General features: G+C 69.8%; 17 protein-coding genes. 3 read left to right on the top strand and 14 right to left on the bottom strand.

Annotated features, from left to right (window positions below; translation table 11 throughout):
* Nucleotides 1-25 precede the first annotated feature (25 nt).
* The 7 genes from AB0G28_RS36580 to AB0G28_RS36550 all read right to left on the bottom strand — a co-directional run bounded on the left by AB0G28_RS36580 (nucleotide 26) and on the right by AB0G28_RS36550 (nucleotide 10,187).
* A complete protein-coding gene (locus tag AB0G28_RS36580; RefSeq protein ID WP_361100153.1) occupies nucleotides 26-895 on the bottom strand; it encodes a carbohydrate ABC transporter permease in 870 nt (289 codons plus the stop codon).
* The gene (locus AB0G28_RS36575; RefSeq protein ID WP_361100150.1) at nucleotides 892-1,860 is read right to left on the bottom strand and encodes a sugar ABC transporter permease; all 969 of its coding nucleotides are present in this window, start codon (nucleotides 1,858-1,860) and stop codon (nucleotides 892-894) included. Before AB0G28_RS36575 ends, AB0G28_RS36580 begins: the two co-directional genes overlap by 4 nt.
* Nucleotides 1,838-3,214 (bottom strand): extracellular solute-binding protein, encoded by a 1,377-nt coding sequence (locus tag AB0G28_RS36570; RefSeq protein ID WP_361100147.1) that lies wholly within the window; start codon nucleotides 3,212-3,214, stop codon nucleotides 1,838-1,840. Before AB0G28_RS36570 ends, AB0G28_RS36575 begins: the two co-directional genes overlap by 23 nt.
* Nucleotides 3,215-3,539: 325 nt before the next feature.
* Nucleotides 3,540-4,547 carry a LacI family DNA-binding transcriptional regulator gene (locus AB0G28_RS36565; protein WP_361100144.1) on the bottom strand — a complete coding sequence of 336 codons (1,008 nt, stop codon included), beginning with the start codon at nucleotides 4,545-4,547 and terminating at the stop codon, nucleotides 3,540-3,542.
* A gap of 1,187 nt (nucleotides 4,548-5,734) precedes the next feature.
* A complete protein-coding gene (locus AB0G28_RS36560) occupies nucleotides 5,735-7,201 on the bottom strand; it encodes a HAMP domain-containing sensor histidine kinase (RefSeq protein WP_361100141.1) in 1,467 nt (488 codons plus the stop codon).
* Nucleotides 7,198-7,872: a response regulator transcription factor gene (locus AB0G28_RS36555; protein ID WP_361100138.1), complete on the bottom strand. Its 675-nt coding sequence runs from the start codon at nucleotides 7,870-7,872 to the stop codon at nucleotides 7,198-7,200. The genes AB0G28_RS36560 and AB0G28_RS36555 overlap by 4 nt, the downstream gene beginning before the upstream one ends.
* A gap of 116 nt (nucleotides 7,873-7,988) precedes the next feature.
* Nucleotides 7,989-10,187 (bottom strand): discoidin domain-containing protein, encoded by a 2,199-nt coding sequence (locus AB0G28_RS36550; protein ID WP_361100135.1) that lies wholly within the window; start codon nucleotides 10,185-10,187, stop codon nucleotides 7,989-7,991.
* Nucleotides 10,188-10,359: 172 nt separating this feature from the next.
* On the opposite strand from AB0G28_RS36550, the gene AB0G28_RS36545 reads away from it, so the two are divergent.
* Nucleotides 10,360-11,142, top strand: a complete 783-nt coding sequence (locus AB0G28_RS36545; protein WP_361100132.1) for a class I SAM-dependent methyltransferase — start codon at nucleotides 10,360-10,362, stop codon at nucleotides 11,140-11,142.
* A complete protein-coding gene (locus tag AB0G28_RS36540) occupies nucleotides 11,139-12,062 on the top strand; it encodes an alpha/beta hydrolase fold domain-containing protein (RefSeq protein WP_361100129.1) in 924 nt (307 codons plus the stop codon). Before AB0G28_RS36545 ends, AB0G28_RS36540 begins: the two co-directional genes overlap by 4 nt.
* Here AB0G28_RS36540 and AB0G28_RS36535 read toward each other — a convergent pair.
* The 5 genes from AB0G28_RS36535 to AB0G28_RS36515 all read right to left on the bottom strand — a co-directional run bounded on the left by AB0G28_RS36535 (nucleotide 12,048) and on the right by AB0G28_RS36515 (nucleotide 18,765).
* Nucleotides 12,048-13,784 (bottom strand): choline/carnitine O-acyltransferase, encoded by a 1,737-nt coding sequence (locus AB0G28_RS36535; RefSeq protein WP_361100126.1) that lies wholly within the window; start codon nucleotides 13,782-13,784, stop codon nucleotides 12,048-12,050. The two genes, AB0G28_RS36540 and AB0G28_RS36535, sit on opposite strands and share 15 nt — an antisense overlap.
* The gene (locus tag AB0G28_RS36530) at nucleotides 13,781-14,596 is read right to left on the bottom strand and encodes a class I SAM-dependent methyltransferase (RefSeq protein WP_361100123.1); all 816 of its coding nucleotides are present in this window, start codon (nucleotides 14,594-14,596) and stop codon (nucleotides 13,781-13,783) included. The genes AB0G28_RS36535 and AB0G28_RS36530 overlap by 4 nt, the downstream gene beginning before the upstream one ends.
* A gap of 11 nt (nucleotides 14,597-14,607) precedes the next feature.
* On the bottom strand, nucleotides 14,608-15,462 hold the full coding sequence (locus AB0G28_RS36525; protein WP_361100120.1) for an arpA protein: 855 nt from the start codon (nucleotides 15,460-15,462) through the stop codon (nucleotides 14,608-14,610).
* A gap of 90 nt (nucleotides 15,463-15,552) precedes the next feature.
* Nucleotides 15,553-16,080, bottom strand: coding sequence for a DUF4232 domain-containing protein (locus AB0G28_RS36520; protein WP_361100117.1), 528 nt, complete (start codon nucleotides 16,078-16,080; stop codon nucleotides 15,553-15,555).
* A gap of 87 nt (nucleotides 16,081-16,167) precedes the next feature.
* Nucleotides 16,168-18,765, bottom strand: coding sequence for a bifunctional FO biosynthesis protein CofGH (locus AB0G28_RS36515; protein WP_361100114.1), 2,598 nt, complete (start codon nucleotides 18,763-18,765; stop codon nucleotides 16,168-16,170).
* Nucleotides 18,766-18,918: 153 nt separating this feature from the next.
* Here AB0G28_RS36515 and AB0G28_RS36510 point away from each other — a divergent pair, with 153 nt between their 5' ends.
* A complete protein-coding gene (locus AB0G28_RS36510; RefSeq protein ID WP_361100111.1) occupies nucleotides 18,919-20,466 on the top strand; it encodes a transposase in 1,548 nt (515 codons plus the stop codon).
* On the opposite strand, the gene AB0G28_RS36505 is transcribed toward AB0G28_RS36510, so the two are convergent.
* Entirely contained in the window at nucleotides 20,451-21,209 is a 759-nt protein-coding gene (locus AB0G28_RS36505; protein ID WP_361100108.1) for an SDR family oxidoreductase, read from the bottom strand. The genes AB0G28_RS36510 and AB0G28_RS36505 overlap by 16 nt on opposite strands.
* Nucleotides 21,206-21,994: an alpha/beta fold hydrolase gene (locus tag AB0G28_RS36500; protein ID WP_361100105.1), complete on the bottom strand. Its 789-nt coding sequence runs from the start codon at nucleotides 21,992-21,994 to the stop codon at nucleotides 21,206-21,208. Before AB0G28_RS36500 ends, AB0G28_RS36505 begins: the two co-directional genes overlap by 4 nt.
* Nucleotides 21,995-22,472 lie beyond the last annotated feature (478 nt).

The raw sequence follows: 22,472 nt of genomic DNA, 5'->3' as shown, positions 1-22,472 counted from the left end.
AAAGTGCCCTCCTCGTAGTCGGGGATCAGCCTTTGACGCCGCCGGCGGTCAGCCCGGCGAGGATCTGCCGCTGGAACGCCAGGAACAGCGCGACCATCGGCAGGCTGGCCAGCACCATCCCGGCGACGAGCACGTTGAGCGGCATGTCGATCGCCACTCGCTGCAGCATCACCGAGAGCGTCTGTTTTTCGGTGTCCGGGAACACCAGCAGCGGCCAGATGAAGTCCTTCCACGCGGTGACCACCGCGAGGATCGACACGACGGCCAGGATCGGCCGCGAGATCGGCAGGATGATCCGCCAGAGCGTGCGCACCGGCCCGGCGCCGTCGATGCGCGCGGCTTCGACCAGCTCGTCGGGGATCTGGTCGAAGAACCGTTTCAGCAGGTAGATGTTGAACGCGTTCGCCGCCGCCGGCAGCCACACCGCGGTCGGCGAGTTGATCAGGTTGAGGTGGAGCAGCGGCAGGTCCGTCACCGTCACGTAGGTCGGGACAAGCAGTGCCGTGGCGGGCAGCATCAGCGTGGCGAGCATCAGTCCGAGCACGACGTTGCCGAATTTCGGCCGCAGCTTCGACAGCGCGAACGCGGCCGGGACGTCGATGGCCAGCTGCGCCAGCCACGCGCCGCCGGCGACGACGAGCGTGTTGAGGAAGTACTTGCCCAAGCTCAGCTGGTCCCACGCGTCGGCGAAGGTCTCCGGGTGCCACTCGTGCGGGACGAGGGTCGCCGGCGTCTGGGCCAGTTCCTGCGGGGACTTCATCGCCCCGGTCACCGCCCAGTAGAGCGGGAACATGAAGGCGAGGATGAACACGACGAGCGTGCAGGCGAAGACGACGGCGTAAACGAGCTTGCCGCGCGGGCTGCGTAACGCGCTGGGAGAGACCAAGGTCCTCATTGCTGGTCCGCCTTCCGCGTCAACCGGACGTACCACGCCGAGAACATGCCGAGCGCCACGAACAGCAAGAGGCTCATCGCGCTCGCCGAGCCGAAGTCGTTGTACACGAAGGCGTAGCGGTAGAGCAGCAGGAGCACGGTCACCGTCGAGTCGTCCGGTCCGCCGCCGGTCATCACATACGGCTCGGTGAAGACCTGCATGGTCGCGACGATCTGCAGCAGGAGGAGCACCAGCAGGACGAACCGGGTTTGCGGGAACGTCACGTGCCGCAGGCGTTTCCAAAGGCCGGCGCCGTCGAGCTCCGCGGCTTCGTACAGCTCGCCGGGGATCGTGCCGAGCGCGGCCAGGTAGATGAGCGTGGTGCTGCCCATGTTCGCCCACGTCGAAACGAACACCAGTGACAGCATCGCCGTGCCACTCGAGTCGAGCCACTGGCCGCCGGGCAGGCCGGCCGCGCCGAGTGCGGAGTTGAACAGGCCGGGACCGGGGTCGTAGAACCACTTCCACATCAACGCCGTGACGACCGGCGGCAGCATCACCGGCAGGTAGACGGCGAGCCGGAAGAACGCCTTCGCATGGCGTAGCTCGTTCAGCAGCACCGCGGTGAGGAACGGGACGGCGAACCCGAAGACCAGCGCGAGGCCGGTGAACAGCAGCGTGTTGCGCCAGGCGACGCCGAACAGCGGGTCTTCGAACAGCTTCTCGAAATTGGCGAACCCGACCCACGTCGGCGCGTTGACGAAGTCGACCTGCTGGAAGCTCAGCAGGATGCCGCGCACGATCGGGTACCAGGAGAACAGCGCGAACACCACGAGCGCGGCGCAGAGGAGGCCGTACGCGGTGAGGTTCTCCTTGAGCTTGCGGCGAAGCGGGGTCCGGTTCGCGTGTGCCGCAGCCGCGCGCCCGGCCCGCGACGGTCTCGCCGCGGGCCAGGCGAGCAGGCTACTTGACCTGGGCGAGGACACTGTCGACCTTCGACGCGGCGGACTTCAGCTGCTGGTCGATGTTCGCGTTCTGGTCGGTGAGGACGGCCTGCATGACGCTGTCGAGCGCGGCGTAGATCTGCTGGGCGTTCGGTGGCTCGATGCTGCCCTTGATCCTGCTCGTGGTGTCCACGTAGGACTGGAAGTTCTGCGCCGGGACGTTGGCGTACTTGGCCTTCAACGCCAGCTGCTGGTCGCGCACCGCGCCCTGCCAGACGTCCGGGGTCGGTTCGGCGGGCAGGCCGACCGGCTGCTTGCCGTCGACGTATTGCCGGATGTGCTTTTCGAATCGGTCCGGGTTGAGGTACTTCCACTGGATCCATTCGAGGCCGGCCTTGATCTTTTCCGGCGTGACCTTCGGGTTGATCATGTAGCCTTCGCCGCCGAGCAGGGTGCCCTGGCCGCCGGGCATGCCCGCGATGCCGTAGTCCTCGTACTTGCCGTTGAACTGCTTGACCAGCACCGGCACGTTGTCCGGGGCGGCCATGTACATGCCGAGCTGGCCGGCGCCCATCATCCGCTGGACGTCCTGGGCTTCGAGCAGCTGCTTGGCGCCCATGGAGTTGTCCGTCCAGCGCATGTCGTGCAGGTACTGCAGGGCCTTCTTGCCCTTTTCGTTGGCGAAGTCGGCGACCCACTTGTCGCCGTCCTTGCGGGCGATGTCGCCGCCCATCGAATAGAGCCAGCCGGTCAGGTGCCAGCCGCCCTGGTTGTTCTTGCTGTAGTCGGCGTATCCGACGATGCCGTTGCCCAGTGCCGAGATCTTCTTCGCGGCATCGCGGACTTCGTCCCAGGTCTGCGGCGGCTTGTCCGGGTCGAGCCCGGCCTTCTGGAACAGCGGGCGGCTGTAGAGCAAGCCCATCGTGTAGTTCATCGTCGGCAGGCCGTAGAGCTTGCCGTTGGCGTCGCGGAAGTTGTCGAGCAGTTCCGGCTTGAGGTCGTTGACGTGCGGGACGCTCTTCGCGGCTTCGGTGATGTCGGCGGCTTGGTGTCTCGCGATGATCTGTGCCGGGTCGGTGAAGTAGACGTAGTAGACGTCTTCGAGCTGGCCGCCGGCGAGCTTCGCGGAGAACGTCTTCGGGTCCATGAACCCTTCGTGCGGATCGATGTCGATGTTCGGGTGCGACGCCTCGAACTCCTGGACGTCGGCGTCGAACACGCTGCGCTCGAACGGCTGGCTGGCCGGCGGCTGGCCGGTGACCGTGATCTTCACCTTGCCACCGGTCTGGGCGCCGTTGTCACCGTTGCCGCAGGCGGTCACCCCCAGAGCGAGGCCGCCTGCGGCGAGCAGGCACAACGTCCGGCGGGTGACGGTTCGGGACCAGGGACTGCTCATCTCAAGCCTCTTCTCAGGGTCGCGACGGCTGTCACGTGATTGCGGTCACTCTAAAGTGTGAGACTGGAACGACGCAATAACCCGACTAGAGTCTGCAACTTGCGAACAGGTCGAGTTGTCCACAGGGCGGCTGGGATGTGGACAACGTGGCCCCGGCGCGGGCTTTTCCGGCTTTTCGTCGGGCAGGCCCGATACGCTGGATGCGGGGCCGGTCCCCCGGAGAGGGCGGGGGGTGCTTTCTGGGCGAAGCGCTGCTGGTCGCGAGCCTGGGGTGGGCATGCGAAAGGGCGCGACGGCTGGACCGTCGCGCCCTTGAGGTTAAGAGCTAAGCCGTGCGGCGGGCGGTGGAGCCGCGGACCACCAGCTCGGGGGCGAAGAGCAGTTCCTCGGCTGCCACTTCACCGCCGTTGATGCGCTTGACCAGCAGCTCCACCACCGCTCGGCCCATCGCCTCGATGGGCTGGCGGGTTGTCGTCAGGGGTGGGTCGGTGCAGTTCATCAGGGCCGAGTCGTCGTAGCCGACCACCGAGATGTCGTCGGGGACCGACAGGCCCTGCCGCCGGGCCGCGCGGATCGCGCCCAAGGCCAGCAGGTCGCTCGCGCACAGCACCGCCGTCGCGCCGCGGGGGTACAGCCGGGCCGCCGCCGCGTGGCCGCCTTCGATCGAGAACATCCCGTGCTCGACCAGCTCGTCCAGCACCGGCAGCCCCAGCTTCGCCGCGTACGCCTGGAATGCTTCGAGCTTGCGCTGGGACGGCACGTGGTCGGACGGGCCGAGTACCAAGCCGATCTTCTCGTGCCCGAGCGAGCTCAGGTGCCCTACGACCTGCTCGACGGCGACGGCGTCGTCGCACGAGACCTGGGGCAGTCCGAGGTGGTCGACCGCGGCGTTGATCAGCACCGTCGGCAGCCGCCGCTCCACGAGGTGGTGGTAATGCGAGTGGATCGCGTCCGCCTGCGCGTACAGCCCGCCGGCGAACACCACGCCCGACACCTGCTGCTGCAGCAGCAGTTCGACGTACTCGGCCTCGGACACCCCGCCCGCGGTCCGGGTGCAGAGCACCGGGGTGAACCCCTGCTGGGCGAGCGCGTTGCCCATGATCTCGGCCAATGCGGGAAAGATCGGGTTCTGCAGTTCCGGCAGCACCAGCCCGACCAGCCGAGCCCGGTCGCCGCGCAGCTGGGTGGGCCGTTCGTAGCCCATCACGTCCAGCGCGGTGAGCACGGCGGCCCGGGTGCTGGCGGACACCCCGGACCGACCGTTGAGCACCCGGCTGACCGTGGCTTCGCTGACCCCGACCTGGCGGGCGACTTCGGCAAGGCGACGCGTCATGGGTGAAACTTTACAGCAAGCAGGCGAAAAAGCAGGACGAAGCTTGCCGTGCCGAACCGGTGCCGATCTGTCGATCAACGGTCGCGCGACGCGCACATCCCGTTCCTAGCTTGGCCCTCGGAAGACGATCCGAGGGGGACGATGACCAGCACACTCGACCGCGCCACCACCCGGGACACGAACTCCCGTGGCCTCACGGCGCTCGCCGCACTCGCTCTGCTGCTCGCCGCTTACCGCGGGTTCCGGATGCCGGGCGACTGGGTCGCGACGCTCGAAGCCGTCTCGGTCACCGACGGCTTTCACCGCCGGTTCCTCGTCGGCACCCTGCTGCACCCGCTCGCCGTCGCCACCGGCTACGCGTATTGGGTCTTCGCGGTCGCGGCGTTCGCCGTCCTCGGTGCTCTGCTGGCGGTGCTGGCCTTCGCGTTCTTCCGCGCCCCGCACCTCGGCCACCGGCTCCTGATCGTCGGCTGGCTGCTGCTGCCGACCGGCGGGTTCTTCTTCCACGACGTCGGCTACTTCGAACAGGTGCTGTACCTCCTGCTGTTCGCCGCTTTGTGGCAACTGCCACGTCGGCCCGCGGTGGCGGCGGCGCTGATGACCGCCGCCGTGCTCGTGCACGAGATCGCGGCACTCACCGTCCTGCCGGTGTTCGCGGTGGTGCTGGCTCGGCGGTTTCCGTGGCGACGCGCGGCGGCGCTGCTCGCGGCGCCGGTGGCGGTGGAACTCGCCGTGCTTGCGCTGCCGGCGTCGAGCGCCGGCGCGGCCGACCGGCTGTGGACCGCGATGACCGGCGCCGGCTTCACCCCGCGAGCCGACGCGCTGGCGCTGTTCGAGCGCACCCAGAGCGAAAGCTGGCAGCTGTACTCCGTCACCGAGGTCCTGGTGCTGCTGGCGCCCATCCTCGTCGTGGTGGTGACGGGCTTCCTGACGCAGCGGCCGGACGTGCTCGGCGCCGCGGCCGTCGCGGCACCGGCGTTGCTCGCCTTCGGCGGTTGGGACTGGGCGCGCTGGGCGTTTCTGCTCGTCACGAACTTCGCGCTGGTGCTGTGGCTCGGTCCGGCACGGGACTTCCGCCCGTGGCCGCTGATCGGCGCGGCGGTGCTGCTCGCGCACCTGCCGCTGCCCTACTTCGACGCGCAGCACCCACGCGACCTGAGCTGGCGGGGACTCAGCGCCTTCGCCGATCAGGCGTTCTCGACGCCGGTGGACCGGGGGAGCCGCACGGTGAACACCGCGCCGCCGTCGTTGTGCGCCGCCAGCGTCCCGCCGTGTGCGAGCACGTTCTCCCGGGCGATCGCCAGCCCGAGACCACTGCCCTCGGTCGCCTGACGCGCGTGGTCGCCGCGGGTGAACCGGTCGAACAGGATCGGCAGCAGGTCCTCCGGCACCCCGGGACCGGCGTCGGCGACGCGCACGACGACGTTTTCGCCGGTGCCGTCGAGGGTGACCGTGACCGGCGCGGCGCCATGCCGGACGGCGTTGCTCAGCAGGTTCGCCATCACCGTGTGCACTCGCCGCGGATCGGCGACGACCGTGACGTCGCCGGTCGTTGTGACGGCGGCTTCGACGCCGGTGACTTCGGCGGCGTCGGCGACCAGATCGGCGAGGTCGACGGGCGCTGTCCGCAGGTCGGCCTTGCCGACGTCGAACCGGGCGATCTCGAGGAGGTCTTCGACGAGCTTCGCCAGCCGCCGGGCCTGGGTGCCGAGGATCGCGGTGGCGCGGGTGCGGGTGGCGGGCTCGGCGTGGTCGAGGCTGTCGACGGTGGCGATCATCGAGGCGAGCGGCGTCCGCAGGTCGTGGGCGACGTCGGCGACGAACCGCCGCTGCTGGCGGTCCTTGGCGTGGAGTTCGTCGATCGACTCGCCGAGCCGCGCGGCCATCGCGTTGAACGACTCGGCGAGCGCGGCGACCTCGTCCCGGCCCTTGACCGGGACGCGAGTGCCGAGCGCACCCGCGCCCAGCTCGTCGGCGGCCACGGACAGCTCCTTGATCGGACGGCGGATCCGGCGCCCGATCAGGAACGCGACGCCGACGCCGAGCACGCTCACCCCGAGCGCGATGAGCGCCAGGTTCCGGCGCAGGGCGCCGAGGTCGGTTTCGAGCACGCCGAGGTCGAAGAACTCGACGAGGAAGTAGTCGGTGCCGCCGAAGTCGCGGCTCACGACCAGCACCGGGCGTCCGGTGGCCGGATCCGTGGTGTGCGCGTCGCTCATCCAGATCCTGCCGAAGGGGCGGGACAGTACCTCGGCCTCGACCGGCCTCAGCAGGTCCTCCGGGATTTCCGTGGCGACCATCCGTGGTGGCCCGAGGGCGATGACCGGGTGCCCGGCGATTTCCAGAGGCGCGCGGGCGACCGTGGTGAACGGCTTGCCGGGTGGTTTGATCACGAGCAGCCAGCCGACGGGCTGCAACCTGAGCTTGTCCAGGATCGCGTTGGCCCGCTCCTCGGGCCGGACCCGGTCGACTTCCTTCTGCATGTCGATGGTGTCGGTGACCATCCGGGACTCGGCGGCGATGGTGAACGCATTCACCACGTCCTCGGACTGCACCCGGTAGGCGAAGAACGCCATGACCGCCGTCGCCGTCGTGGTCACTCCGACGATCGCCGCGACGATCCGTGTCCGCAGGCTGACGGCCGGGAGCCTCACCTCGTCACCAGGCGGTAGCCGAGGCCGCGGACCGTCCGCAGCAGCACCGGGTTCGCCGGGTCGTCCTCGACCTTGGCCCGCAGCCGCGCGACCGCCGCGTCGACGATCCGCGAGTCGCCGACGTAGCCGTAGTCCCAGACCCGCTTGAGCAGCACCTGCCTGCTCAGCACCTGGTTCGGGTGCTCGGCGAACTCGACGAGCAGCCGGATCTCCGTGGCGGTCAGGGCGAGCTCCTCGCCGCCGTGGGTGACGCTCATCGCGGCCGCGTCGATCTCCAGCTCGCCCACGCGCAGCAGGCCGGCCTCCGGCACGGCAGGGTGCGCGCGGCGGCCGATCGCCTTGATCCGCGCGTCGAGCACGCGCGGTTCCGCCGGTTTGACGACGTAGTCGTCGGCGCCGCATTCGAGCCCGGCCACGACGTCGATCGGGTCGCCGCGCGCGGTCAGCAGCACGATCGGCAGCCGGCTGCGGGCGCGGATGCGGCGGCAGACCTCGAAGCCGTCGATGCCGGGCAGCATGACGTCGAGGAGGACGAACTCGGCGTCGCCCAGCGCGGTCAGCGCGTGCTCGCCGGTGGGGGCGTGGACGACGTCGTGGCCGAGCGCGCGCAACGCCAGTGAAAGGGCTTCGGCCAGTGCTTCGTCGTCCTCGACGAGCAGCAGACGCGGCACTGGTCCTCCCCCGGGATGATCTCCCGGCGAGAGTAATGCAGCGGCCGGCGGCCCGGCGGTTCTCGTGCGGAACCGTCGAGCCGCCGTGCCGTTTCGTCACACTGTGCCCGTCAAAGCTAGGCGGCCGCCACCTCGAGCTCGGACGCCTGGCCGGCGGGCCAGCCGGTGTTGCCGCTGAACGTCAACCGCACGAAACGCTGGGACGTCGTCGCGAACGACACCGATGCCGTGTTGCCGGATGCGGGGTCGAACGTGTAGCCGCGCGAACCCACCAGCGTCGTATACGAGCCGCCGTCGGTGCTGCCGGAGATCGTCACCGTCTGGGTACGCGGGCCCCAGGCCGAGGACGGCGGCAGCTTCAGCGTCACCTTGTTGATCGACGAAGCCGTGCCGAGGTCCACGGTCAGCGTCTGCGGGAAGGCGTTGTTCGTGCTCTCCCAGTAGGAGTTCGCGTCCCCGTCGACCGCGTTCGACGGCGGGAAGCCGCCCTGCGAACCCGACGCGCTGATCGGCTTGCCCTTCGCGAGGTTGGTGCCCGGCTGCGGTGGCTGCGGCGGGCCGGAGTTCGGCGGGGGCCAGGTCGAGCAGTCGGTCCAGGTGCCGGTCCAGCCGCTGTTGCCGGACCCGCTGAACGTCATGCGCGGGATCGACGCCGGGTAGGGGCAGTTGTACGTCCCGGTGACGCCGACGCCGGACGCCGTCAGGTTGCTGATCGACACCGACCCCTGCGTCTGGGCCTGCGCGACGAACGTGCCGACACCTTGGACCGAGACGCCGTCGATGGTGATGCCCTGGATCGGCTTGCCGGCGCCGTTGCCGTCGATGAACTGGATCGCCTCGTACGGGCTCTGGATCGCGGTGAACCCGGTGACGCGGATCGTCACGCCGGTGATCGCCTGGTCGCGCGCGTCGAACCACAGCGCGCCGACGCCGAACTGCCAGTTCGGGTCGAGCGCCCCGGCCCGCAGCGCGGTGTTGTCCGACAGCGTGATCGTGCCGCCCAGCGGAACCGAGTTGAAGCGGTTGCCGACGACGTAACCGCCGCCGAGGGCGTTGGTGTCCTGCACCAGGTTGCCGCTGACGGTGTTGTTCGAGCCGCCGTACAGCGCGATGCCGTTGGCCAGGTTCGGCTGGACGACGGTGTTGTTGGCGATGGTGTTGCCCGAATCGGCCTGGCCGTTGGACCAGAGCGCGAGCCCGTCGTCGCCGTTGTTGCGCAGGTAGTTGTTGCGCAGCGTCGAGTTCGTCACCGCGCCGTCGAAGTTCACGCCGTCGGCCTGGGTGTCGAGGATGCGGTTGTTCTCGATGACGACGTTCGACGACGCGCCGTTCATCAGCCACAGGCCGCACTTCGTGTCCTGGATCCACAGGCCCGACACGACCGAGCCGTTCCCGAGGACGCCGTGGAACGCGTTGTCGGGGCTGCCGTCGTTCCGCTCGGTGACGTCGCCGAAGACGGCGAAGTCGTAGAGCCTGATGTTCCCGGACGCGCTGCCGTTGTTGAAGATGTTGTTGCCGTGCAGCACCGTGTACCACGGGCCGGCGCCGCGCACGGTCGTCTGGTCGATCTGCAGGGCCGAGCCGATCTCGAACCGCCCGGACGGCACCCAGACCTCACGTGCCTGCGAGCGCGCCGCCGACAGCGCGGTGCGGAACGCCTGCGAGTCGTCGGAGCCGTCGTCCGCCGTGGCGCCGTAGTCGGTGACCGACAGCGCGTTCGCCGGTTTCGTGCCCGCACCGCCGACCTGCTCGAAGTCGGCGAGGTCGAGGGTCGCCTGGCCGACGTCACCCGAGTCGGCCTGCACGCGCACTTTCGCGCCCGGCGCGAGGTTCTGGCCCAGTAGCAGCCTCGCGTCGTCGAAGAAGTGGTGGGTCTTCGCGCCCGGGATCCAGCCGGTGTCCACATAGGAATACCGCGACGTCACCGAGAGCCCGCTGCCCAGCTTGGTTCCGTTGACGTACACCGAAAGCCGGCCCGAGGAACCGTCCGGGACGCTGTAGTGGACGTTGATCGCATTGGCCGCCGCGGGCAGGGTGAACTCGACGTACTGGCCGGTCCCGATCCGGACCGCCTGCCGGCCGGACGCTTCCGAAGCCAGGCTCGCCTGGGTGTAGTCGGGGCCGACGGCCGAGCCGTTCGTCGCCGAACACTCGGCTTCGACTGTCCGGAACGGCACGTTCGCGCCGCCGGACGCCGTCGTGGGGCAGGTCGCCGCCACAGCCGGTGTCGTCGCGCCGGTGACCAGCACGGTCAGCCCGGACGCGGCGAGCGCCGCGGCCAGCAATACCGCGCGGCGCCGGGGGGTAGGGGACATCGTCGTCACCTTTCTCGCGGGGATCGGGAGGTGCAGGACGTCGACGTGACCGGGATCATACGAATATCGAACAAGAATCCGCAATAGTTTGACTGACTTACGCAAATTTGCGACAGAATCTGACGGCCTCGCAGTTCATCCGACGTGCGGCCCGACTTGCTACGTTGTCGCCATGAGCCAGCGACGGGCTGACGGCAGCGCAGGGGACGCGGACTACGGCGCGATCGGCGGGGTGTACACCGACTACCGCAAGCCGGATCCGCGGATCGGCCAGTACATCCTCGACGCGCTGGGCGACGCGCGAACTGTCCTCAACGTCGGCGCGGGAGCCGGTGCGTACGAGCCGGCCGACCGCGAGGTGACCGCGGTCGAGCCGTCCGCGTCGATGCGTGCGCAACGGCCGGCGGGCCTGCCGCCGGCGGTCGACGCAGTCGCCGAAAAACTGCCGTTCCCCGACCGGGCCTTCGAAGGCGCGATGAGCACGTTCAGCGTGCACCAGTGGAACGACCTGTGGGCGGGGCTGCGGGAGATGCGCCGCGTCACGCGCGGCCCGATCGCGATCCTTACGTGCGACCCGGAGCGGCTGCGCCGGTTCTGGCTGCTCGACTACGCGCCCGAGGTGATCGAGACCGAGGCCCGCCGCTATCCGCCGATCGACGACATCGCCGACGGGCTCGGCGGCCACACGTCCGTCATCGGCGTGCCGATCCCGAGCGACTGCACCGACGGGTTCAACGAGGCGTACTACGCGCGTCCCGAACGCCTCCTGGACCCGGGCGCGCGGCTGTCGTGCTCCGCGTGGAGCTTCGTCGACGACCGCGTGCACCACCGGTTCGCCGCCGAGTTGCAGCACGACCTCGACGACGGCACGTGGGAACGCCGCTACGGCAAGCTTCGCGAGCAGCCGGCCTTCGAGGGCTCGCTGGTCCTCGTCGTTTCGGAGCCGACGTCATGACGCCGCCGCGGTTCGACCCCGAGCTGGCGCCGGTCATCGAGGCGTTGCGCGCGGTTCGCCCGTCGCTGTCTCGCCTGGACGAGATCCCGGGACGCCGGGAGCTGAACGCCGCCGACAACTGGACCGTCGAGCAGGTGGCCGCCGCGTATCCGGCATACCGGGTCACCGAGGAGTACGCGGGGGAGGTTCCACTGCTCGTCGTGCGCCCCGCCGAGAGCGCGGGCGTCGTGTACTACATCCACGGCGGCGGCCTGGTCGCCGGCAGCCACCTCGGCCAGGACGCGCGGAACCTGCTGGCCTGGGCCGGCGAGCTGAACCTGACCGTCGTCTCGCCGGGCTACCGCCTCGCGCCCGAGCACCCGTACCCGGCGCCGTTCGAGGACTGCCACGCCGGTCTCTTGTGGACGGTCGAGAACTGCGCCGGCCCGGTCGTGCTCGGCGGTGCGAGCGCGGGCGGCGGCCTGGCCGCGGCGACGGCGCTGCTGGCTCGCGACCGCGGCGGCCCGGCGTTGGCCGGCCAGCTGCTCGTCTGCCCGATGCTCGACGACCGCAACGACACGGCGTCGGCCGTCGACCTCGACGGCCGGGGGCTGTGGGACCGGACGGCGAACATGATCGGCTGGACGGCGTACCTCGGCGACCGCCGGGGCACCGACGACGTCCCGGCCTACGCGGCGCCCGCCCGCGCCGAGGACCTTTCCGGCCTGCCACCGACGTTCCTGGACGTCGGCTCGGTCGAGACGTTCCGGGACGAGGTCATCACGTACGCGAACCGGATCTGGCAGGCGGGCGGCGACGCCGAGCTGCACGTGTGGCCGGGCGGCTTCCACGGCTTCGACTCGCTGGCCCCCGAGGCGAAGGTGAGCCGGGCGGCCCGGGCCGCCCGGCTGACGTGGCTGCGCCGCCTACTCGGCCAGTAGCTCCTGCAGCTCGGTGACCGCCTTCGTGAGTTCGTCGGCGAAGCGGTACATCTCCGCCGAAACGTGCTTCGGCGTGCTCAGGTAGATGTTCCAGCGGTCCGGCAGCAGCACGTACGCGATGCCGATGCACTGCGGGCTGGTCGACCCGAACCCGAAGTACTGGATGTTGACCGACGGCGCCGAGCTGGTGCTCAGGTAGTCGTCCCGCATCTTCAGCCAGCCCGGCGAGGTGTACAGGGCCGGCGTTTCGGTGTCGCCACGGCGTTTGCCGATCAGCTGCAGCTCCCACAGGTGCTGCTCCGGCGCGTCGCCGGCCTGGCACTCCTTCGCGCGGGCGACGTGCTTCGCCGCGGCGGCACGGAACGCTTCGCGCTTTTCTTCCGCGGAGGCGTCGGAGGTCATGACGTCGGCGAAGCGCACGACCTCGGGCGTGACGACCCGCATGGCCTCGGTCCGGCCGTTCTGGAACTGCCGAGTGGCGATCGACTCGTACGTCGCGCCGGTCAGGCCCTTCGCGCGGCGGTGGGCCAGCTGGTACGACATCTGCGCGAAGGCGTCGGGGGACATGCCGAGTTCCTTCGCGCGGTTGGCGCCGAAGTCGAACGACACCGTCTGCGTCGCGGTGGCCTCCCCGTACGCCCGGTACGCGGCTCCGGCGGCACGTGCGTCTTCGCGGAGAGCGTCGGTCAGCGTGAACTCGACGACCTCGTAGCCGGGAACCCCGTCGGCCGTATCCCGCGGCTCGCGCGAGCCGCTCAGGATGGCGTCGGTGAAGCCGAGGATCGTGGTGCCGTCGAGTTCGCAGTGCTCGACGTTGATCCCCGCGGTGCCGTCTTCGAACACGATCAGCGACACGGCCTTGTCGTACCAGCGGTTGTCGCCGTACAGCAGCCGGTCACCGGCTTCGAGCGTGTTCGACGGCGTGAAGTCGTCCAGGCACAGGCAGAACAACGCGGTTTCGATGGTCTCGAGTGCGTCGGCGTTGCCGGCTTCGAGCAACGCCGCCCGCGAAGCCGCCCACTCCGCACGGGCCTTCGTGGTGAAGTGCCCGGCCGGGACGTCGGTGCGGTGGTCGTCCTTGAGGATCGCGCGCAGCCCGTCGGCGATCTGCGCGGCCGAGTACGGACGGCCGTCCTCGGCGATGACGTCCATGCGGAACGGCGTGTTCTTGTGGAAGACGACGATGTGCCGCTCGGGCGACGGGAACTGCGTGCGCGCGGTGTCGAGCACCTCGCCCGGGATCCGCGTCGCCGAAAACAGGAACTTGTGCTGCACCATCGACTGCGGTGTGCCGCGCAGGAGCACCGGCGGCACGAGTTCGTCGTCGAGCCGCACCTTGTAGTCCACGGCGGACGCGGCCAGCTCTGCGGCCCGCTCCACCTGGCCCAGCGGGGAATCCTGGAACAGGAAGAAGAAGTTGGCGTTGAGCGCGATCCGGTCGCGGCGGCCGAGGTAGCGGTACGGCCAGAACGTGTCGAGCCAGCTCCGCACGCCGGGCGAGCGGTCGTACTCCTCGAGCCGGGCCTGCAGCTCGGGCCCGGGACCCGCCAGGAACTCCGCGACCGCCGCTTCGGTCTCCGCCAGCTCGTCCGGCGTCAGCAGCGGGGCACACCACTCGAGGAACCGGCGGCCGCTGTCCTCCAGCGTGGGGAGCGGGACGCGGGGGAGCCGGTCCTCGTTGCCGAAGGTGCGGGTGGACCATTCCGGACTGCTCACGGTCATCCTTCTTCTTCGAGTCGCGCCGCGAGTTTCGCGGCCGAGCCATCAGGACGGGAAACATACAGCCGCGCGTAGAGCCACCCGTCGGACTCCAGCCCGGTGGGGTCGACGCCGGCCGCGCTCAGGGTGTCCAGGATCTGTTCCTGCTCTTCGGCGGACGCGAACTGCCGCTGCCGGAAGACGCCTTCGACGTTCGCGGTCTCGTACCCCAGCTCGGCCAGGCTCTCGGCGATCGGCTCGTAGGAGAACATCCGCAGCACGAAGTGCGCCATCCACGGCCGCGCGCCGCGCGCGACGCGGGTGAGGGTCTTCTCGGTGACGTACCCGACGCAGCCGGTGGAAATGACGAGGTCGACGTCGTCCAGGAGCTTCTGCTGGGTGCTGTCCGGGTCGTCGCGTTCGAGGTCGGCGTGGATCGCCTCGTCGAGGAAGCCGGCGGAAAGCGCGTACTCGAGGGCCGGGGCCGAGCTGTCGAGGCCGTAGAACCGGGGGTTGCCGGTGCGGACGCGCATCCGGTCCGTCTCGACCAGTGCCGCGTGGTTCAGCGCGCGCACGGCCGGGGAGGTGTAGTGGGCGTAGAGGTCGTCCATCGTCGTGTCGCACCGCTGCAGGGCCGCGTTGACGCCGTACGAGCAGCCGACGTCGAGCACGGTCGGCCGCTCGGCGGGGTGTTCGGCGATCAGCTTCGCGAAGTACGGCTTCGCCAGCTGCGGGATGCCGTAGCCGACGCGCTTCAGCGTGCCGAAGAACGGGCGCGGGTCGGGCGCGGTGTAGATGTGGTCGAACGAGATCTTGCCGGTCGAGTCGAAGGGCACGGGCCAGGCTCCTAGTCGAGCAGTTCGTCGCCCCGGACGGCGCGTCCGGCGAGGTGGGCGGGCAGGACACGGCCGAACAGCTGCCGGGTCCGCTCGGCGCTGCCGACGATGCCCGGGCGTTCGCTGTAGGCGAAGATCGCGGAGTGCCGCGCGATCGCGCCTTCCACGGTACTGACGCGGTGCAGCGCGAAGCGTCCTTTGAACAGCTGGAGATCACCGGGCCGCAGGTCCAGGCGCCGGACCAGCCGGGTGTCGCCCGCCAGCACCGAACGCACCGCGGCGAAGTTCTCGTCCGTGGCGGAGCGGATGTTCGGGCAGTACTCGAAGATGCCGCCGCCGTCCGCGGCCTGCGTCAGCATGCTGACGGTGTGGGTGTTCGTGTCGAAGTGCCACGGGTGCGCGCGGCCGGGCGCGATCACGTTGAGCGTCAGCCCGGACAACGGGTCGGCCAGCTCGTGCAGCTCCGGCAGCCCGAAGCAGTCCGCGACGAACCGCCGGAACACCGGGCTCGTGTAGAGCCGGCTGATGATCGACGACGCCGGGATGCGGTCGCGCGCGACGAAGGCGTTGCCGCGCTCCATGATCGTCCGGCCGGGGTGGTCCTCGGGCAGCGGCTCGTCGATCGCGGTGTTGTAGGCGTTGACCCGTTCGACCTTTGTGTACGCGTGCGGTTCGAGCGCGGCGCACTCCTCACGCAGCACGTCGCGCAGCTCGGCGCGGATGAAGTCGGGGAGCACGCTGCAGCCGGCGTCGGCCAGCTCCGCGCGGGTGCGGCCGACGACCTCCCGCCAGGCAGGGCTGTCCGGCTCGGTGAGCGGGTAACGGCCGGTGTCGACCATTTCCAGTGGCGCTACGGAGGTGCTCATCGTCGAGGTCCCTTCCGGCGGGTGAAGGAACAGAGGTAGCACAGAAGCCCGCTGGTCAACCGTCGGTTTGTGAGCGGTGACACAAGGTGGTCAGTTGCCGATTTTCGTCGCCCACGCGCTGAGCTGGACGGTGTCGGTGGTACCGAGGTCCGTCTCCAGGGGCTGCTTCTGCATGGGCTCCCCGGGGATCGGGACCACGGCGATCGCGGCGCCGGTGTGCTTGTCGCCGCTGGTGACGGTCGCCGACCAGGCGAGCACCGACAGCGCTTTCTCGCCCGGCTGGAGCGTCAGGTCCTGCGGGCCCGGGTCGGGGGCGAAGTAGGACGTCTCGTGCAGGACCTTGACGTCGAGCGGCGAACCGTCGCCCGCCAGGACCTTCAGATCCGGGTAGCCGGTGACCTTCCGCGCCACGGTGTCCCGGTTGGTCAGTGTCAGGACGCTGGCGCGGTGGCCGAGGCCGGCTTCGACCTGACCGACCGAAAGCGACAGACCGGTCGACGGCGGCGGCCCGTACGTCGGGCTCGGCGGTGGCGTCGGTGTCGGGGCGGGCGGCGGCGGGCTGTCACAGCCGGCCAAGAGCGCGAGGACGAGCAACGGCGCGAAGCGAGAAACCCCCATGCTGCGGCAGGATAGCGGACGCCATGAACGACTCTTTCAGGTCACCAGGTGACCTGAAAGAGTCGTTCATGGCGTTCCGGCGTTGTCTCAGGGCGTCAGCAGCGGCAGGAGCGGCTTGCGCACCTGCGTCGCGACGCCGTCCGAAGCCTCGGCGGCGGCGATCCGCTCCGGCGACGGCCGTCCGTAGCCCGTCGTGCGCTGGACCAGCGGGCGGCCCAGCGGCTCGACCATCGCGCGCATGTCGCTGATCGTCTTGTACGACCCGTGCGACGCGCCGGCCATCCGGCTGATCGTCTCCTCCATCAGCGTGCCGCCGATGTCGTTGACGCCGCCCCGCAGCACCGCGCGGCTGCCCTCTTCGCCGAGCTTCACCCAGGAGCTCTGGATGTTGTCGATCATGCCGTGCAGCAGGATCCGGGCCAGCGCGTGCACCGCGCGGTTCTCACGCAGCGTCGTGCCCGGGCGGGCGAGGCCGGCCAGGTAGATCGGCGCGCTCTGGTGGATGAACGGCAGCAGCACGAACTCGGTGAACCCGCGCCGGCCGTGCTTCTCCAGGCCTTCGCGCTGCAGCCGCGCGAGGAGCTTGAGGTGCGCGACCCAGTGCGCGGGCGTGTCGACGTGGCCGTACATCATCGTCGACGTCGTCGGCAGGCCGACCTCGTGCGCCGTCGTGACGACCTTGATCCACTCCGACGTCGGCAGCTTGCCCTTGGTGAGCACCCAGCGGACGTCGTCGTCGAGGATCTCCGCCGCCGTGCCCGGCAGCGAGTCCACGCCGGACTCCTTGGCCTTGATCAGCCAGTCCTTCAGGGACAGGTTGGTCCGCGAAGCGCCGTTCACGACCTCCATCGGGCTGTAGGAGTGCAGGTGGATCTCCGGCTGACGGCGCTTGACCTCGGCGGCGAGGTCGAAGTAAGCGGTGCCCGGCAGGTCGGGGTGGATGCCGCCCTGCATGCAGATCTCGGTCGCGCCCGCGGCCCACGCCTCGTCGACGCGATCACCGACCTGCTCCAGCGAGAGCGTGTACGCGTCGGCGTCGGTGCGACGCTGCGCGAAGGCGCAAAAACGGCAACCCGTGTAGCAGACGTTCGTGAAGTTGATGTTCCGCGTGACGACGAAGGTCACGTCGTCGCCGACCGTCTCGCGGCGCAGGTCGTCGGCGATCCGGGTGAACGCGTCCAGCTCCTTGCCGTCGGCGTGCAGGAGGGCCAGCGCGGCGTCGTCGGACAGGCCGGCGGGGTCCTTTTCCGCGCTGCGCAAGGCTTCCAGGATGTCCGTGTCGAACTTGGCCGGCCCGGTCTTGATCCGGTCGCCGATCTCCTTCCAGTCCCCGTAGACGGAGTCGAAGTCGCTGCGGCGGTCTTCGGTGCGGCCGCTGGTGTCGATCTCGGTGTGCAGGTCGGTGCGGCCGGACTCCTGCCAGCCGCCGTCCGGCTCCTGCCACGGGATGCCGACCGGCATCGCGCCTTCGCGGGCCATCCCGGTGTCGTAGTCGACGAGCGCGGCGACGTGCCGCGTGATCCGCGGGTCCAGCCACGGCTCGCCGGCCTTGACGTACTCCGGGTAGATGGTGAGCCGTTCCTTCAGCTCGAAGCCGGCCTTCTCGGTGCGCCGGGCGAGCTCGTCGATCTGCGGCCACGCGCGTTCCGGGTTGACGTGGTCGGGGGTCAGCGGCGAGACGCCACCCCAGTCGTCGATGCCGGCGCGGATCATCAGGTCGTACTGGTTGCCGATCAGGTTCGGCGGCGCCTGGATGCGCATCTTCGGGCCGAGCACCAGCCGCGCGACGGCGATGTTCGCGGCCAGCTCTTCGAGGTCGGCGTCCGGGGTCGCGCGCATCTTCGTGTCCGGCTTGGCCCGGAAGTTCTGCACGATGACTTCCTGGATGCCGCCGTAGGTCTTGGCGACCTTGCGGATCTCGAACAGCGCGTCCGCGCGCTCCTCGAACGTCTCCCCGATGCCGATGAGGACACCGGTGGTGAACGGGACGCTGCTGCGCCCGGCGTCTTCGAGCACCCGCAGCCGCACCGCCGGATCCTTGTCCGGCGAGCCGTAGTGCGGGCCGCCCTTCTCGCTCCACAGCCGGGTCGCCGTGGTCTCCAGCATCATGCCCATCGACGGCGCGACCGGCTTGAGCCGCTGGAAGTCCTGCCAGGTCAGCACGCCCGGGTTGAGGTGCGGCAGCAGACCGGTCTCCTCCAGGACCCGGATCGCCATCGCGCGGACATAAGAGAGGGTGTCGTCGTAGCCGTGAGCGTCCAGCCACTCGCGGGCGGCCTTCCAGCGGTCCTCGGGCCGGTCGCCGAGCGTGAACAAGGCTTCCTTGCAGCCCATCTCGGCACCCTTGCGGGCGATGTCGAGGACCTCGTCGGGGGAGAGGAACGGCGATTCGAGCCGCCCCGGCACGGTGACGAACGTGCAGTAACCACAGCGGTCGCGGCACAGCCGGGTCAGCGGGATGAACACCTTGCGGCTGTAGGTGATGACGCCCGCGCGCCCGGCCTCGGCCAGGCCGGCGTCGCGGATGCGCGAGGCGTACTCGGACAGCCTGGTGAGGTCGTCACCGCGGGCGTGCAGCAGGACGCTCGCTTCGGCTACGTCGAGTGTCTTCCCGTCACGCGCCCGGGCGAGCGCGCGGCGCATCGCGGAGGCGGTCGGGGCGGTGGCGTCGGGTTCGGGTCCCATTCCGCCCACGCTAGGACCGTCGTCGCGGGACCAGCCAGTGTGTGTTCCGCACCCGGCTCACCCGTTCGGTGCGCGTGATCGTCACCGCAGGTCAGGGCGTTCGACTGGTTGTCGATCAGGCCGGTGGCGTGTATTACCTAAAGGGTGGCATCGGTGGTCGGGAAGAAGATCGGCGGACGGACGTACTACTACCTGGCGGAGTCCGCCCGGGTCGACGGCAAGCCCCGGGTGGTGACCCAGCGTTACCTCGGCACGGCCGACGAGATCGCCCGCGCCGTCCCGGGCGGCGAACCCGCTTCGGCGACGTACCGGACGTACGGCGACGTCGCCGCGGTGTGGGCGACGCTCTCGCGCCTGGACTTCGTCCGCCGTGTCGACGACGTCGTGCGCTCGAAGCCGGGCCTGGGGCTGACCCTCGCCGTCGCGGTGCTGCACCGCGCGACCGCTCCCGAGACGCCGATCGGCGAATGGTGGGCTTCCGGGGCGGCCGCCGATCTCGTCCGGCCCCGGATGGACACGGTCGAGGGACTGTGGCGGGCCCTCGAACGCCTCACCCCGGAACGCATCGCGGGGATCGAGGAAGCCGTCGCCACCGCCGTCCTGGACATCCTCGACGACCACGCGGCGCTCGCCGTCGACGTCCCGCAGTTCGCCGCGTTCGCCCCGGCCGACTGCACGCTGCCGTCCGCCTGCCAGGGCGTGCTCGCCGGCGTCGGACTACGGGTGACCCGCGACGGCGCCATCCCCCTCGAATCGCGGCTGTACCGGCGCGACGACGGCACCGCGCCGACGTTCGCCTCGCTGATGGGGGAACTCAGCCCGGCGACGCTCGTCTTCCACGCGGGCCAGGCGGCCCAGCTGGACCTGGGCTCGCGAAGCGGCTTCGTCGGTTCGTTGCCGTTGATCGACTACCCGGAGTTGCTGACCCAGCCGGCGTCCGCGCGCAAGCGCGTCGACCCCGAGCGGTTCGCCGGCCTCACCGCGCTGGACACGCACGCGGTCGTCGACGGCGTGCGGCGACGGGTGATCCTCACGCATTCGGCGACGCTGCACGCGGCGCAGTCCCGCGCGTTCGCCGACGAGCTGGCCACCGCGACCCGGGAGCTGGACGGCCTGGCCGGGGCACTGGCCGCGGGCACCCACCGCGGCGACCGCGCCCAGGTGCACGCCGAGATCGGCCGGGTGACGCGGGGACGGCGCGTCGAGCGCGTGCTCACCGCCGTGCTCAGCGGGAACCGGCCCGGCGAGATCCGGCTCGAACGGCGGATCGACGCCGCCGCGGTGGCGCGGCTCGACGAGGAGTTCTTCGGCAAGCAGGTGCTGGTCACCGACCGGGACTGGCCGGTCGGTGACGTCGTGACGGCCTACCGGGCCCGCACCCACCTCGAATCGACGTTCCGCTGGCTGACCGGCCCCGCCGTCACCGGGCCGACCCCGCGCTGGGAGTGGACGCGGCAGCGGATCGCCGCGCACGGCCTGGTGTCGGTGCTCGCCGCGACCGTGACGCACCTGATGCGGCGCGAGGCGGACCGGGCGGGGATGAACCTGTCGGTGCGGGAGCTGCTCGACCAGCTGGCCGGCATCGGCGAGCTGGTGCTGCGGTACCCGTCGACCGGCGGGCGGCCGCGGACCAAGCGCCTGCTGACCGAGCTGGATCCCGGTCAGCAGGCCCTGGCCGATCTGTTTCAGCTCTCGCGGTAGATCTGCAGTGCCGAGAAGCTCTGGACCACCGGCATCAGCTCGATGACGTTGATGTTCACGTGCTTCGGCTGGGACGCGGCCCAGTACACCGACTCCGCGACGTCGTTCGCGGTCAGCGGCGTGGTGCCTTCGTAGACCTTGTCCGCCTTGGCCTGGTCGCCGTCGAAGCGGACCTTCGAGAAGTCCGTGCCGCCGACCATGCCGGGCTCGACGTTCGTGACGCGCACGCCGGTGCCGTGCAGGTCACTGCGCAGGTTGAGGCTGAACTGGTGGACGAACGCCTTGGTCGCGCCGTAGACGTTGCCGCCGGGGTAGGGGTAGGTGCCGGCGATCGAGCCGATGTTGATCACGTGGCCGCGGCCGCGCTCGACCATGCCGGGCAGCAGCGCGCGCGTGACGTGCGCGAGACCGCGGACGTTGGTCGCGATCATCTCGTCCCAGTCCTCGAGGTCGGCCTTGTGCGCGGGCTCGAGGCCCTTGGCCAATCCGGCGTTGTTGACCAGGACGTCGACCTCTCGCCAGTTTTCGGCGAGACCGTCGACGGCGGTTTTGACGGCTTCGGGGTCGCTGACATCGAGGGTCACCGGGAGGACGGCGTCGCCGAGCTCGGTGGCCAGCTTCTCGAGCTTGTCCGCACTGCGGGCGACGGCGATCACGCGGGCGCCCTCGGCGACGAACCGGCGCGCGATGGCGTCACCGAAGCCGGCACTCGCGCCGGTCACGAACACGGTCTGCTGGGTCATGGGGTGGCTCCGCTGCTGTTCAGGAAGGTGCTGAGTGCCTCGTCGAACTCCGTCTCGCGCTCCAGGTTAGGCAGGTGGCCGGCACCCTCGATCACCACCAGGGTGGAACCCCGCACGTTCCGGTGGATCAGTTCGGCGTCGGCGACCGGGGTGAACTCGTCTTCACTGCCGACGACCACCAGGGTGGGGACGTCGATCGCGCTCAGTCCGGGCGTGTAGTCGGGGCGTTCGGCGCGTCCCCTGAGCGCGGCCGCGGCACCTTCCTGCGGCGCGTTGCGCATCATCTTCCTGACGTGCGCTTCGACGTCGGGCCTGGTCTCGCAGGTCTGCTTCGAGATCATCTTGGGGAGGAGCTCGTCGGCGTAGCCCTCCATGCCTTCCGCGGTGATCCGGTCGGCGGTGTCGTAGCGCGCCTGCTTGGCCTGGGGCGTGTCCAGTCCCGCGAAGGTGTCGGCGAGCAGGAGAGCCTCGACGCGGCCGGGGTGGTCGGCGACGAGTTGCATGACGATCTGGCCGCCCATGGAGAGGCCGCCGAGGACGAACCGCTCGAGCCCCAGGTGGCTGGCCAGCTCGACCAGGTCGTTCGCGAAGACGTCGAGGCCGGTCTTGGTGTCCTGGCTCTTCGACTGCCCGTAGCCGCGGAGGTCGGGGGTCACGACGCGGTAGCCGCGGCCGGCCAGGTGCTCGGCCTGGGGCTGCCACATCGAGCGGTCGAAGGGGTGGCCGTGGACGAGGAGGACCGGTCGTCCCGTCCGCGGGCCGAGGTCGTCGTGGGCGAGTGTCATGCGGCCGACGCTAGGCGGAGCTTTGGCGCGGAGCAATACGGTGCAATGTACTCGGAGCAATGTTCTTTCGGTGGCGCTCGCGGCCGGTTCGGGGCAGACTGAGCCGCAGACGGGCATCGTCATGGGGTCTGACCTGCGCTGATCTTGTTAACCGACCCCCCTGTTTCGGGCCGTTTCCGGGCGTGTAATCTTCTCTTCGTCGCCAGGGAGACCGAGCGACAGGGACACGAACCAAGCTCTCGCGGATCGCGATTGAGTGGGTGTCTCACCCAAAACTGCTAGGAATGACTCGCTTCGAGCGGGCCGCTTGATGGCGGCGGGTTCGGGGTGTGTTGCTTGAGAACTCAACAGTGTGCTAGTGAACTAAGCCAGTAGAGCTTATTTATGGTAACCCCCTCGTCGGGGTTTCCTTTGAGAGCAAGTATTTTGCCTCGATTGAATTCGAAGACATTGTTGGAGAGTTTGATCCTGGCTCAGG

The sequence above is a fragment of the Amycolatopsis sp. NPDC021455 genome (assembly GCF_040640995.1).
In the GTDB taxonomy this organism is placed as follows: Bacteria; Actinomycetota; Actinomycetes; order Mycobacteriales; family Pseudonocardiaceae; genus Amycolatopsis.
Note: the sequence above shows the minus strand (reverse complement) of the source record. Positions and strands in the feature narration are given on the sequence as shown.

What these genes read in the sequence shown, in the direction of transcription:
- AB0G28_RS36550 (WP_361100135.1), bottom strand. Translation starts at nt 10,187, where the DNA reads ATGTCCCCTACCCCCCGGCGCCGCGCGGTATTGCTGGCCGCGGCGCTC.
- AB0G28_RS36545 (WP_361100132.1), top strand. Translation starts at nt 10,360, where the DNA reads ATGAGCCAGCGACGGGCTGACGGCAGCGCAGGGGACGCGGACTACGGC.
- AB0G28_RS36580 (WP_361100153.1), bottom strand. Translation starts at nt 895, where the DNA reads ATGAGGACCTTGGTCTCTCCCAGCGCGTTACGCAGCCCGCGCGGCAAG.
- AB0G28_RS36505 (WP_361100108.1), bottom strand. Translation starts at nt 21,209, where the DNA reads ATGACCCAGCAGACCGTGTTCGTGACCGGCGCGAGTGCCGGCTTCGGT.
- AB0G28_RS36540 (WP_361100129.1), top strand. Translation starts at nt 11,139, where the DNA reads ATGACGCCGCCGCGGTTCGACCCCGAGCTGGCGCCGGTCATCGAGGCG.
- AB0G28_RS36525 (WP_361100120.1), bottom strand. Translation starts at nt 15,462, where the DNA reads ATGAGCACCTCCGTAGCGCCACTGGAAATGGTCGACACCGGCCGTTAC.
- AB0G28_RS36515 (WP_361100114.1), bottom strand. Translation starts at nt 18,765, where the DNA reads ATGGGACCCGAACCCGACGCCACCGCCCCGACCGCCTCCGCGATGCGC.
- AB0G28_RS36535 (WP_361100126.1), bottom strand. Translation starts at nt 13,784, where the DNA reads ATGACCGTGAGCAGTCCGGAATGGTCCACCCGCACCTTCGGCAACGAG.
- AB0G28_RS36570 (WP_361100147.1), bottom strand. Translation starts at nt 3,214, where the DNA reads ATGAGCAGTCCCTGGTCCCGAACCGTCACCCGCCGGACGTTGTGCCTG.
- AB0G28_RS36500 (WP_361100105.1), bottom strand. Translation starts at nt 21,994, where the DNA reads ATGACACTCGCCCACGACGACCTCGGCCCGCGGACGGGACGACCGGTC.
- AB0G28_RS36565 (WP_361100144.1), bottom strand. Translation starts at nt 4,547, where the DNA reads ATGACGCGTCGCCTTGCCGAAGTCGCCCGCCAGGTCGGGGTCAGCGAA.
- AB0G28_RS36520 (WP_361100117.1), bottom strand. Translation starts at nt 16,080, where the DNA reads ATGGGGGTTTCTCGCTTCGCGCCGTTGCTCGTCCTCGCGCTCTTGGCC.